Genomic DNA, 11,593 nt, shown 5'->3' on the forward strand with positions numbered 1-11,593 from the left:
TTCAGCGGCCATCCTTTTCGTCGTTACGGTGGGTTTCTTTAACACTGTCGATGCCGAAGCGCTCTCGCAACTCGGTTTCCCTGCCGGCCGCCAGGCGCCGGACCTCGCCGGCGAACAGGCGCGCGTCACCGAGGAGACCGGTGGCCCGGTCGGCGGCGCGGCGCGCGACGTGGTCGGGCTTCAACGTTTGCAGCTTACGCAGCACCCAGAGCGCGATGTACGCCCCGATGGCCATGTAGAACAGCCGCCGGATCACGGGTGCCGCCTCTCGGACGAGGGCAGCGCCGCCTGCCGCCTGCGGGCGGCGGCCACGCGCAGGCCGTGCACGAGCGCCGCGGCCTTGATCAGCGGCGTGGCGAACACCGTGGAGACGACCCCGGTGACCTTCGCCATGTCGCCGCTGACCTCCTTCATGTTCCCGGCGATGGCCTCCACGGTGACCAGCTGCCGGTTGGTCTCGTTGACCGTGACGCTGACGTCGTCGAGGAGCGGGACCACCCTGTCGCTCAGGTCGGCGACCATCTTGGTGGTCTGGGTGATCAGCCGGGCCAGCCTCACGAGCACGACGGCAAGGAAGCAGACGAGTATCGCCCAGAACATTGCGACGATGAGGCCGGCGACCTCTCCCGCGGTAAGCATGACGGTGCGTCCCCTCGTAGGTGACCTACGGATTGTGCGGCCCGGCTGGGTCGGTGGAATGGGGAGACCCTATCGCGCCTTGACCACCGGCCCGTGCCCAGCACGCCATGGCGGGAACGTCCGGGGCGCCGCGGGGACGGTCAGGACCGGCCGCGCAGGAACTCGCGGATCTTCACCCAGCGGTCGGCGAAGTAGGCCTCGCCGCCGTGCCTCGTGGGCTCGTAGTAGCGGCGGCCGCGCACCTCCTCGGGGGCGTAGTCCTGCTTGACCAGGCCGTGCTCGAAGTCGTGGGGGTACTGGTAGCCCTTGCCGTGGCCGAGCTTGGCGGCGCCGGGGTAGTGCCCGTCGCGCAGATGGTTGGGCACCTGGCCGATCAGGCCGCGCCGCACGTCGTCGGCGGCGGCCCCGATGGCCTTGATGACGGCGTTCGACTTGGGGGCGAGCGCGCAGTGGATGACCGCCTGGGCGAGGTTGAGCCGGCCTTCGGGGAGGCCGACCATCTGCACGGCCTGGGCCGCGGCCACCGCGACCTGCAGGCACGTCGGGTCGGCCATGCCGACGTCCTCGGAGGCGAAGATCATGATGCGCCGGGCGAGGAAGCGGGGGTCCTCCCCCGCCTCGATCATGCGGGCGAGGTAGTGCAGCGCGGCGTCGACGTCGGAGCCGCGCATGCTCTTGATGAACGCGCTGATCACGTCGTAGTGCTGGTCGCCCTGCCTGTCGTAGCGGACGGCCGCCTTGTCGACCGCCTTCTCGACGGTCTCGACCGTGATCTCGCCCTCGGGGACGAGCAGCGCCGCCGCCTCCAGGTAGGTCAGCGAGCGGCGCGCGTCGCCCCCGGCCAGGCGTACGAGATGGCCGGCGGCCTCGGGCGCGAGCCGCACCTTGCCGCCGAGGCCCCGGGGATCGGTCACGGCGCGCTCGAGGACGGCCCGGATGTCGTCCTCCGACAGCGACTCCAGCGTCAGCAGCAGCGAGCGGGAGAGCAGGGGCGAGATCACCGAGAAGAAGGGGTTCTCGGTGGTGGCGCCGATGAAGGTGACCCAGCGGTTCTCGACGGCGGGCAGCAGGGCGTCCTGCTGGGCCTTGTTGAAGCGGTGCACCTCGTCGACGAACAGCACCGTCTGGCGGCCGGTCATGCCGAGGTCGCGTTTGGCCTGGTCGATCGCCGCGCGGACCTCCTTGACCCCGGCGGAGACGGCCGAGACCTCGATGAACCTCCGCTTGGTCACCCCGGCGACGACGTAGGCGAGGGTGGTCTTGCCCGTGCCGGGCGGGCCCCACAGGAACAGCGACATGGGGGCGTCGCTCTCGACCAGCCGTCGCAGGGGGGTGCCCTGCCCGAGAAGGTGGCGCTGGCCGATCACCTCGTCGAGGCTGCGGGGCCGCATGCGCACGGCCAGCGGCTCCTGCCCCTTGTGGGCCTCCTCCGCCGCGGAATCGAACAAACTGTCCACGCGCCCGACACTACCGCCGGCGGCGGCTACTGGGCCCAGGCCGCGGTGGCTCCCGTGTGACCGGCCCTGATGACGAAGAAGCCGGCGGCGAGGGCGAGGACGACGGTCGTGACGGTGAGGATCGCGGTGGTGGTCTTCCCGAGCCTGCGCGAGGCGTACACGAGCAGCAGGGACGACACGGCGAGTCCGAGGGTGCTCAGGACCAGGGGGTTGGCGTAGGAGGAGTGCTCCTCGATGCGCTCGTGCAGCGCGCCGCCGGCGCCCGCGAACCGCCCGTGCTCGAGCGCCTCCCCGCTCTCCTTGGCGACGAAGGCGGTGATGGGGGCGGCGATGCCGAGCAGCACCACCGCCCAGGCGATCGAGGGGCGTACGCGCGGCACGAGGCCGTAGACGACCGAGCCGGCGGCGAGCAACGGGATGAACATCACCGCGGCGTGGATGATCAGGGGGTGGGCCGGTAGGCCGAAGATCTGGTCGAACATGTGCGCTCCTGGTCGTTGTGGCTCGTCCCCTGTGCGGACCGGCTCCACGCGGTTCCCGGGACGGCCTGGCCGCGCGGCCGCCCCCTCCGGCCACACGCGAATCAGATCATCCCCAAGCCGTCGTCAAGCCATCATAAGGAATTCCTCTCAACAACTTTCCGCACGTCAAGGATGGTAGGGCCGGTGCTGATCCATGATCTACCACTTGGCCCCAACTGGGCGTTTTATACGGGCTCAACGTAAAGGCCCGGTACGATTCCCGAGCACCTAAAGTCATCTATCGGCAAATGGAAGGCATACCGTGACCGACGTGGATCGCCAGACCCAGCTGGCACGGGAGCACCGCGAGCGTCAGGAACAGCGCGCCAACAACACCGGCACGTCCAAGCGGAACACCGTGATCGGCGCCGGTGTGGGGGTCGTGGTCGTCGTCGGCGGCGTCATCGCCGCCACCACGCTCATGGGGGGCAAGTCGGACCCCAAGCCGAGCGCCGCCGCCAGCACGTCCGCAGCGCCCTCGGCCTCTGCCAGCGCTTCGGCGCCCGTCGCGCTGCCCAGCTCCACGGCCAAGCCGGCCGCTGTGACGTGCCAATACCGGAAGGACGACAGTGGCTCGCCGGCCAAGAAGGTCGGCATGCCGCCGTCGAAGCCGGACATGAAGGCCAAGACGATGACGCTCGACACCAGCCAGGGTCAGATCGTCATCCAGCTCGCCACCGCACAGGCGCCGTGCACGGTCAACTCCTTCGAGTTCCTCGCCAAGAAGAACTACTTCGACAACACCCGCTGCCACCGCCTGGCGACCCCGGAGACCACCGGGCTCGGCATGCTGCAGTGCGGCGACCCGCTGGCCAAGGGCGACGGCAAGAGCAAGGAGGACGGCACCGGCGGACCGGGCTACCTGTTCGGCGACGAGAACCTCAACGGCATCCCCTACACCCGGGGCACCGTCGCCATGGCCCAGGGCGGCGAGGACGCCAACTCCAACGGCAGCCAGTTCTGGATCTCGTTCTCCGACGAGAACACCCAGCTCGCCGCCCAGGGCGAGCCGTACACACCGTTCGGCGTCGTGGTGAAGGGCATGGACGTCGTCGACAAGATCGCCAAGGGCGGCATCATCCCCTTCAACGGCGACCCGCTGAACGACGTCAGGGGCGAGGGCTCCAACGCGCCCAAGCTGCCCGTCATCATCAAGAACGTGACCGTCTCCCACTAGTCGCCCACGCGACGCACGAAGGCCCCGGCGCCGAGCGCCGGGGCCTTCGTCGTGGAGCGGTGGCGTCAGGCCTCGGTGGCCTTGCCCGCCGCGGCCCCCTTGGCCGCGTCGACGCCCGCCTCCTTGCGCTGCTCGGCCGTGATCGGCGTGGGAGCGCCGGTCAGCGGGTCGAAGCCCGAGGCGGTCTTCGGGAAGGCGATGACGTCACGGATCGACTCGCCGCCCGCCAGCAGCATGCAGATGCGGTCCCAGCCGTAGGCGATGCCGCCGTGCGGCGGCGGGCCGTACTTGAAGGCCTCCAGCAGGAAGCCGAACTTGCTCTCGGCCTCCTCCTTGGAGATGCCGAGCACCTCGAACACGCGCTGCTGCATCTCGGCCCGGTGGATACGGATCGAGCCGCCACCGATCTCCATGCCGTTGCAGACCATGTCGTAGGCGTACGCCAGGGCCTCGCCGGGCTGCTCGTGGAAGGTGTCGGCCCATTCGGGCTTGGGGCCGGTGAACGGGTGGTGCACGGCCGTCCAGCCGGTCTGGCGGCCCACCTCGTCGAGCACCGGCTCGAACATGGGGGCGTCGACCACCCACAGGAAGCTCCACTGCGACTCATCGATCAGGCCGCAGCGCCGCCCGATCTCGAGACGCGCGGCGCCCAGCAGGTCGCGCGAGTGCGACGGCACACCGGCGGCGAAGAAGACCGCGTCGCCCGGTGAGGCGCCCGCGGCGGCGGCCAGCCCGGCGCGCTCCTCCTCAGAGAGGTTCTTGGCGACCGGGCCGCCCAGCTCGCCGTCCTGGCCCACCAGGACGTACGCCAGGCCGCGGGCGCCGCGGGACTTGGCCCAGTCCTGCCAGGCGTCGAGCTCCTTGCGGGTCTGGGAGGCGCCGCCCGGCATCACCACGGCCCCGACGTACGGCGCCTGGAACACCCGGAACGGCGTGTTCGCGAAGTAGTCGGTCAGCTCGACCAGCTCGCAACCGAACCGCAGGTCGGGCTTGTCGGAGCCGAAGCGGGACATCGCCTCGCGGTAGGTGAGCCGGGGAAGCGGCGAGGGCAGCTCGTACCCCACCGTCTCCTTCCACACACGGCCGATCAGCGCCTCGCCGAGGGCCATAACGTCTTCCTGGTCGACGAACGACATCTCGACGTCGATCTGGGTGAACTCCGGCTGCCGGTCGGCCCGCAGGTCCTCGTCGCGGAAGCAGCGGGCCAGCTGGTAGTAGCGCTCCAGGCCGCCGACCATGAGCAGCTGCTTGAACAGCTGCGGCGACTGCGGCAGGGCGTACCAGTTGCCGGGCTGCAGGCGCACGGGCACCAGGAAGTCGCGGGCGCCCTCGGGGGTCGAGCGGGTGAGGTCGGGCGTCTCGACGTACACGAAGCCGTGCTCGCGCATGACCTCGTGGGCGAGGTAGGTCGCGGTGGAGCGGACGCGCAGGGCGCCTGCGACCTGCTGGCGGCGGATGTCGAGGTAGCGGTACTTCAGCCGCGCCTCCTCCGACACCCCGGTGTGCCCCTCGATCGGGAACGGCAGCGGCGCCGACTCGCTCAGCACCTCGACCTCGGAGGCGACGACCTCGATCTCGCCGGTGGGCAGGTCGGGGTTCTCGTTGCCCTCGGGGCGGCTGCGGACCTCTCCGACGATCCTGACGCAGTACTCCGAGCGGAGGTCGTGCGCGTGGTCCTCCTCGCGGAAGACCACCTGCGCCGTGCCGGAGGCGTCGCGCAGGTCGATGAAGACCACGCCGCCGTGGTCGCGGCGGCGTGCCACCCACCCGGCCAGCGTCACCTGCTGGCCGGTGTGCTCCCTGCGCAGCGATCCGGCGGTGTGCGTGCGGATCATGTGGTCAGCTTCTCCTTAAGGGTCGTGACGATCTCGGCGAGTGGCACGGCGGTCTGCTCGCCACTCGCCAGGTCCTTCACCTGGGCGGACCCGGCGGCGATGTCGCGCTCGCCGAGGATCACCGCGTAGGTGGCGCCCGAGCGGTCGGCGCCCTTCATGGCCCCCTTGAGCCCCTTGCCGTCGAAGGCCATGTCGGCGGCGACCCCGGCCCGGCGCAGCTCGTGGACGAGCGTGAACATGCGCCTGGCGGCATCCTCGCCCAGCGGCACGCCGTACACCTCGACGCGGGCGGGGGTCTCACGGGCGAGGCCCTCGGCCTCCACGGCGAGGATGATGCGGTCGACGCCGACGGCGAAGCCGATGCCGGGCAGCGCGGGGCCGCCGATGTCCTCCGACAGCCCGTCGTAGCGGCCGCCGCCCCCGATGCCCGACTGCGCGCCGAGCAGCGGGTGGTCGAACTCGTAGGTGGTGCGAGTGTAGTAGTCGAGGCCGCGCACCAGCCGCGGGGTGTCCTCCCAGGGCACGCCGAGGTCCTCCAGCAGCGAGCGCACCTTGTCGTGGTGGGCCTTGCAGGACGCGCAGAGGTGGTCGGTGATCAGCGGGGCGTTCTCGACCTGGGCCTTCACCTCGGGACGCTTGTCGTCCAGGACCCTCAGGGGGTTGACCTCGATGCGCGCCCGGGTGGCCTCGTCGAGGTCGAGCCCGCGCAGGAAGTCCTGCAGGGCGGCGCGGTAGGCCGGGCGGCACTGCTTGCACCCGAGGGTGTTGAGCAGCAGCCGCACCTGGGTGAGCCCGAGCGTCCGGTAGCCGGCCCACGCGATGGCGATGGTCTCGGCGTCGACGGCGGGGTCCTCGGTGCCGATGGCCTCCAGGTCGAACTGCTGCAGCTGGCGGTAACGGCCCGCCTGCGGGCGCTCGTAGCGGAACGCGGGGCCGGTGGTCCACAGCTTGACCGGCAGCTGGCCGGTGTGCAGGCCGTGCTCCAGCGTCGAGCGCAGCACTCCGGCGGTGAACTCGGGCCGCAGCGTGACCGAGCGTCCGCCCCGGTCGGCGAAGGTGTACATCTCCTTGGTGACGACGTCGGTCGACTCGCCGACGCCGCGCGCGAACAGCTCGGTGTCCTCGAAGACGGGCACCTCGATGTAGGAATAACCGGCCCTGGTCGCCGCGGTGGCGAACGCCTCGCGGACCGCGAGGAAGGTCGCCGAGCGCGGCGGGAAGTATTCTGGTACGCCCTTGGGCGCCTGAAAGCTCATCACAGTCCCCTGGTTGGGCCCGCGAACGGCACCGCCTCGGCGAGGTACGGGTTGGTGGCGCGTTCGCGGCCGATCGTCGTCTCTGGTCCGTGACCGGGCAGCACCGTCGTGTCGTCCGGCAGCGTCAGGCACTTGGCTCCGAGACTGCGGAGGATCGTCGGGTAGTCGCCGCCCGGCAGATCGCTGCGTCCGATGGAGCCGGCGAACAACAGGTCTCCTGAGAACATCACACGCTCCTCGGGAAGCCTGAACGTCACCGACCCCCTGGTATGGCCGGGGGCGTGGTCGACGGTGATGGCCATGCCGGCGATCTCGAGCACCGCGCCGTCGGACAGCTCGCGCACGTCGTCGGGCTCGGTGAACGTCAGCCCGCCGAAGAGCTGCTGCCGGGCCATGAGCGAGAAACCCTTGCCGGGGTCGGTCAGCAGCTCGCGATCCTCGGGGTGGATCCAGGCGGGCACGTCCCGTGCTCCGCAGACCGGCGCGACGGACCACACGTGGTCGAGGTGACCGTGGGTGCACAGCACGGCGACCGGCTTGAGGCGGTGCTTCCGCAGCATGTCGTCCAGGCCCGCGACGGCGTCCTGACCTGGGTCGACGATCACGCACTCCTCGCCCGCGGCGGGAGCGACGACGTAGCAGTTGGCCTGGAAGGAGCCTGCGGGAAAGCCGTCGATGAGCACGGAAACGGTCCTCGGTGTGATCGTTGTCGTCAAGGAAAGCGGATGGGAATGTAACCGAAGGGTACCGGTGCGGGTCGCCGGGCTGCGAACCATCGCCCGTAGGCCGATACGATTCGCCCACTCCATAAAGGTGGCGGTCACCCTGCGAGGCCGCCAAACGCGATCAATCCGGACAGTCGGGAGGGCACAGCGTGGCGACCGGCAAGGACCGTCAAAAGCAGCTGGCACGAGAGCATTACGAACGGCAGATGGCGCGGCGCGCCGAGCGTCAGGCCAAGCAGAAGCGCCTAGCGATCATCGGCACGAGCGCGGGTGTGCTGGTCGTCGTGGGCGGTATCTTCGCGGCCGTCGCGCTCGTCGGCGGCGGCGACTCCAAGACCGAGGCCGCCACGGCCACGCCCTCGGCGCAGTCGAGCGCGGCGCCGTCCGCGGGCCCCACGCCCAAGCCGTACGACGCGGCCACCGGCACCTGTGACTACGTCGCCGACAGCTCGGGCGGCCAGGTGAAGAACGTCGGCATGCCGCCGGCGAAGGCCGACAAGTCCGCGCAGACCATGACGCTCACCACCAACCACGGCGACATCGTGGTGCAGCTGGCCACCGACAAGGCCCCCTGCACGGTGAACTCCTTCGCCTTCCTGGCCAAGAAGAAGTACTTCGACGGGTCGAAGTGCCACCGGATGGGCCCGGCGGCGTTCCCGATGCTGCAGTGCGGCGACCCGCTGGCCAAGGCCGACGGCAAGAGCCAGACCGACGGCACCGGCGGCCCGGGCTACAAGTTCGCCGACGAGAACCTCAGCGGGGCGAAGTACACGCGCGGGGTGGTCGCGATGGCCAACAGCGGCCCCAACACCAACGGCAGCCAGTTCTTCGTCATCTTCGGGGACCTCCAGCTGCCCCCCAGCTACACCCCGTTCGGTACCGTCACAAAGGGGCTGAAAATCCTCGACGATGTAAGTAAGAAGGGCGTCCTGCCGGGGGGTACGGGCGACGGCACGGGTGCTCCCAAGGACCCGGTCGAAATCAAACGCGTGACAATCTCTGGCAAGAGCTGACGTAATACAACCAAGGGCGCGTAGCGTCCTGGAGGCTGATTCGAGTGCGGGAGGACACGGTGAGCACCGACCCGTGGGGCCGGGTAGACGACGACGGCACCGTCTACGTTCGTACGGCTGAGGGAGAACGGGCCGTCGGGTCCTGGCAGGCCGGTGAACCCGAGGAGGCCCTCGCCTACTTCCATCGCAAGTACGACGAGCTGGCGACCCAGGTGGAACTGCTGGAGCAGCGCGTCCGGGGCACCGACCTGCCGCCCGCGCAGGCCGAGGCGTCGATCGCCAAGCTGCGCGAGTCCGTCACCGGCGCGCACGCCATCGGGGACCTGGCGGCCCTCGAGGGACGCCTCGGGGCGCTCACCGAGCTCGTCGGCAAGCGCCGCGAAGAGGTGAAGGCCGCCCGCGACCAGGCGCGGGCGCAGTCCCGGGAGATCAAGGAGCGCATCGTCACCGAGGCGGAGCGGATCGCCGAGGAGACGACCCACTGGAAGTCCGGCGGCGAGCGGCTGCGGCAGCTCGTCGAGGAGTGGAAGGGCGCCGAGCGCATCGACCGGGTCACCGAGGCCGCGCTGTGGAAGCGGCTGTCGGCGGCCCGCACCGCGTTCGCCAAGCGGCGCAAGTCCTACTTCGCCGGGCTCGACGAGCAGCGCGAGTCGGTGCGCAACATCAAGGAGCGCATCGTCAGCGAGGCCGAGGCGCTCGCCACCTCCACCGACTGGGGTGAGACGGCCTCGGCCTACCGCGAGCTCATGCGGCGCTGGAAGAGCGCCGGGCGGGCTTCCAGGGAGGCCGAGGACGACCTGTGGGCGAGGTTCAAGGCCGCGCAGGACCAGTTCTTCCAGGCCCGCTCGGCGGTCTTCGCCGAGCGTGACGCCTCGCTGCGCGAGAACGCCGAGGCCAAGGAAGCCATCCTCGCCGACGCCGAGCGCATCCTGCCCGTCACCGACGCCCGCGCCGCCCGGAACGCCCTGCGGGCGATCCTGGAGCGCTGGGAGGCCGTCGGGCCGGTGCCGCGCGAGTCCAGGGACCGGCTCGAAGGCGGGCTGCGCCGCGTCGACGAGGCCGTCCGCAAGGCCGAGGAGGCCGAGTGGAAGCGGTCCAACCCCGAGGCCCGCGCCCGGGCGCAGAACACCGTCGACCAGCTGCGCAAGTCGATCGAGCAGCTTGAGGGCCGCCTGGCCAAGGCCCGGGCCGCCGGCAAGGACAAGGACGCCAAGGAGGCCGAGGAGGCCATCGCGGCCCGCCGCTCCTGGCTGGAGGAGGCCGAGCGCACCCTCGCCGAGTTCTCCTGACGGCTCACCGGGGGCGTCCCGAGACGGGCGCTCCCGGCCGTACGGCTTCTCCCTGCGGCGCCCCGATCGCACGGCCCGGCTCGGCCGGGTGATCGGGGCGCCGTCGCGTGTGCGGGCCGGCCTCTGAGGCGGAGCTGTACGAGGCTCAGAGCCCGGCAGCGGCCCGTGCCCCGCTCCCCCCCGCGGAAGTGATGGCATGAGCGGCCTGAGCCGCTCACAGCGCCGCCACGGCCTGACCGGGACGGCCCGGTGCTCCGCCCTCCGGCGTGTCGCGCCGAACGGGCCCGACACCATCGCGGTGCTCCGCTGCGGCGTTCAGCGCACCGGGGCGAGGCTCTCGGCCCATGTGGCGAGCAGCCGCAGCGCGGTCTCGGACGGCGAGCCCTCCCCGACCGTGTGGGCGATCAGCGCCTGGTCGGGGTCGTCGGGCAGGCGCAGCGTCTCGAAACCCAGGTCGAGCCGGCCGACCACCGGGTGCAGGTACACGTACCGGCCGTGCGTCTTGTCCTTGAGCTTGTGCTCCGCCCAGGCCTCCTGGAAGTCCGGGCTCGCGGCCGACAGCTCGTCGATCAGCTCCGAGGTGCGCGGATCGCCCGGGTGACGCCCGGCGTCGAGCCGGAGGTAGGCGGCCACGTCGCTCGCCTTGCCGCGCCAGTCGGCGTACAGGCTCCGCATCCCCTCGTCGAGGAACACCAGGCGCGCGAGGTTCCGCTCACGCGGCGGCAGCGCGCCGAAGTCGATGATCAGCGCGGCCGCCAGACGGTTCCAGGCCAGCACGTCGGTGTTCCGGCCGACGATGTACGCCGGCACGTCGGCCGCGGAGTCGAGCAACCGGCGCAGCCCGGGCCGTACCCGCTGCGGCTCCGGCGCGGCCTGCGCCCGGTCGGACTCCGACCAGGGGCGCGCCAGCCGGTGGAGGTGCTCGCGCTCGACCGGGTCGAGCCGCAGCGCGCGGGCCACGGCGTCGAGCACCTCCTCGGAGAAGTGCAGTGTGCGTCCCTGCTCCAGCCGGACGTAGTGGTCGACGCTCACCCCGGCCAGCTGGGCGAGCTCCTCCCTGCGCAGCCCGGGGACGCGCCGCCGGCCGCCGAAGGAGGGCAGCCCCAGCTCCTCGGGGCGAAGCCGCGCCCTGCGCGATCGCAGGAACTCGCCCAGCTCGGCACGCCTGTCCAGTGTCATGCGCTCTAGTATCCCCGGCCGCCGCCCTCCGAGCGCCGCCGGTGCCTGGTCACGTGGCGCCCACCTTCCCCAGGGACGGCTCAGCCTGGTCACGCCGTGCCCAGGCACCGGCTGCCACTGGGTCGGCCGGCGCGGGGCCGCCAGAGTGGTTCTCGCCGGAACGGTTCCGGCACCGGGACCCCGATCGGGCGGGACGGCCACGGCCTCCTCGCCTGCGGGACCGTCCCGGACGTCTGTGGAAAGAGCATCACTGACATGAGCAACGACCGGCTGCCCACTCGCCCCTTCGGCACCACCGGCATGGAGATCACCCGCCTCGGCTTCGGCTCCTGGGCGGTCTCCGGGTCCGGCTGGCGTTTCAGCTGGGGCGCCACTGACGACGCCGAGTCGATCGCCGCGATCCGCCACGCCATCGCCTCCGGCGTCAACTGGATCGACACCGCCGCCGTCTACGGACTCGGCCACTCCGAAGAGCTGGTCGGCAAGGCGATCGCCGGCCTGC

General features: G+C 71.1%; 12 protein-coding genes. 4 read left to right on the forward strand and 8 right to left on the reverse strand.

The features are described from left to right. Position 1: 1 nt before the first annotated feature. The 4 genes from KIK05_RS43710 to KIK05_RS43725 all read right to left on the reverse strand — a co-directional run bounded on the left by KIK05_RS43710 (position 2) and on the right by KIK05_RS43725 (position 2,578). Positions 2-256 carry a hypothetical protein gene (locus KIK05_RS43710; RefSeq protein ID WP_214416817.1) on the reverse strand — a complete coding sequence of 85 codons (255 nt, stop codon included), beginning with the start codon at positions 254-256 and terminating at the stop codon, positions 2-4. Beyond that, the gene (locus tag KIK05_RS43715; RefSeq protein WP_214416818.1) at positions 253-639 is read right to left on the reverse strand and encodes a DUF948 domain-containing protein; all 387 of its coding nucleotides are present in this window, start codon (positions 637-639) and stop codon (positions 253-255) included. Before KIK05_RS43715 ends, KIK05_RS43710 begins: the two co-directional genes overlap by 4 nt. Before the next feature lie 140 nt (positions 640-779). Further along, on the reverse strand, positions 780-2,096 hold the full coding sequence (locus KIK05_RS43720; protein WP_214416819.1) for a replication-associated recombination protein A: 1,317 nt from the start codon (positions 2,094-2,096) through the stop codon (positions 780-782). A 26-nt stretch (positions 2,097-2,122) separates the two neighbouring features. Further along, positions 2,123-2,578, reverse strand: a complete 456-nt coding sequence (locus KIK05_RS43725; RefSeq protein ID WP_214416820.1) for a DUF2231 domain-containing protein — start codon at positions 2,576-2,578, stop codon at positions 2,123-2,125. A 310-nt stretch (positions 2,579-2,888) separates the two neighbouring features. Here KIK05_RS43725 and KIK05_RS43730 point away from each other — a divergent pair, with 310 nt between their 5' ends. Beyond that, on the forward strand, positions 2,889-3,794 hold the full coding sequence (locus KIK05_RS43730) for a peptidylprolyl isomerase (RefSeq protein WP_308250391.1): 906 nt from the start codon (positions 2,889-2,891) through the stop codon (positions 3,792-3,794). 65 nt (positions 3,795-3,859) lie between these two features. On the opposite strand, the gene aspS is transcribed toward KIK05_RS43730, so the two are convergent. From aspS to KIK05_RS43745, 3 genes are read right to left on the reverse strand one after another with little or no spacing between them, the layout of a single operon-like run. Continuing rightward, positions 3,860-5,629 carry an aspartate--tRNA ligase gene (gene aspS / locus KIK05_RS43735; protein ID WP_214416822.1) on the reverse strand — a complete coding sequence of 590 codons (1,770 nt, stop codon included), beginning with the start codon at positions 5,627-5,629 and terminating at the stop codon, positions 3,860-3,862. After that, positions 5,626-6,885 (reverse strand): histidine--tRNA ligase, encoded by a 1,260-nt coding sequence (gene hisS, locus KIK05_RS43740; RefSeq protein ID WP_214416823.1) that lies wholly within the window; start codon positions 6,883-6,885, stop codon positions 5,626-5,628. Before hisS ends, aspS begins: the two co-directional genes overlap by 4 nt. Beyond that, positions 6,885-7,568, reverse strand: a complete 684-nt coding sequence (locus KIK05_RS43745) for an MBL fold metallo-hydrolase (protein WP_214416824.1) — start codon at positions 7,566-7,568, stop codon at positions 6,885-6,887. Before KIK05_RS43745 ends, hisS begins: the two co-directional genes overlap by 1 nt. 191 nt (positions 7,569-7,759) lie before the next feature. Between KIK05_RS43745 and KIK05_RS43750 the strand changes: the two genes are divergently transcribed. Continuing rightward, positions 7,760-8,623 (forward strand): peptidylprolyl isomerase, encoded by an 864-nt coding sequence (locus KIK05_RS43750; RefSeq protein WP_308250392.1) that lies wholly within the window; start codon positions 7,760-7,762, stop codon positions 8,621-8,623. 59 nt (positions 8,624-8,682) lie between these two features. Continuing rightward, complete coding sequence (locus tag KIK05_RS43755; RefSeq protein ID WP_214416825.1) at positions 8,683-9,912, forward strand: DUF349 domain-containing protein; 1,230 nt, start codon at positions 8,683-8,685, stop codon at positions 9,910-9,912. Between the two features lie 315 nt (positions 9,913-10,227). Here KIK05_RS43755 and KIK05_RS43760 read toward each other — a convergent pair whose 3' ends face one another. Then, the gene (locus KIK05_RS43760) at positions 10,228-11,091 is read right to left on the reverse strand and encodes a helix-turn-helix transcriptional regulator (protein ID WP_308250393.1); all 864 of its coding nucleotides are present in this window, start codon (positions 11,089-11,091) and stop codon (positions 10,228-10,230) included. Positions 11,092-11,346: 255 nt separating this feature from the next. Here KIK05_RS43760 and KIK05_RS43765 point away from each other — a divergent pair. Further along, the coding region (locus tag KIK05_RS43765; RefSeq protein ID WP_250564445.1) for an aldo/keto reductase at positions 11,347-11,593 on the forward strand (247 nt) is incomplete at its 3' end.

It is taken from the genome of Sphaerisporangium fuscum (assembly GCF_018531465.1).
Classification (GTDB): Bacteria; Actinomycetota; Actinomycetes; order Streptosporangiales; family Streptosporangiaceae; genus Sphaerisporangium; species Sphaerisporangium fuscum.

What these genes read in the sequence shown, in the direction of transcription:
- KIK05_RS43760 (WP_308250393.1), bottom strand. Translation starts at nt 11,091, where the DNA reads ATGACACTGGACAGGCGTGCCGAGCTGGGCGAGTTCCTGCGATCGCGC.
- KIK05_RS43715 (WP_214416818.1), bottom strand. Translation starts at nt 639, where the DNA reads ATGCTTACCGCGGGAGAGGTCGCCGGCCTCATCGTCGCAATGTTCTGG.
- aspS (WP_214416822.1), bottom strand. Translation starts at nt 5,629, where the DNA reads ATGATCCGCACGCACACCGCCGGATCGCTGCGCAGGGAGCACACCGGC.
- KIK05_RS43725 (WP_214416820.1), bottom strand. Translation starts at nt 2,578, where the DNA reads ATGTTCGACCAGATCTTCGGCCTACCGGCCCACCCCCTGATCATCCAC.
- hisS (WP_214416823.1), bottom strand. Translation starts at nt 6,885, where the DNA reads ATGAGCTTTCAGGCGCCCAAGGGCGTACCAGAATACTTCCCGCCGCGC.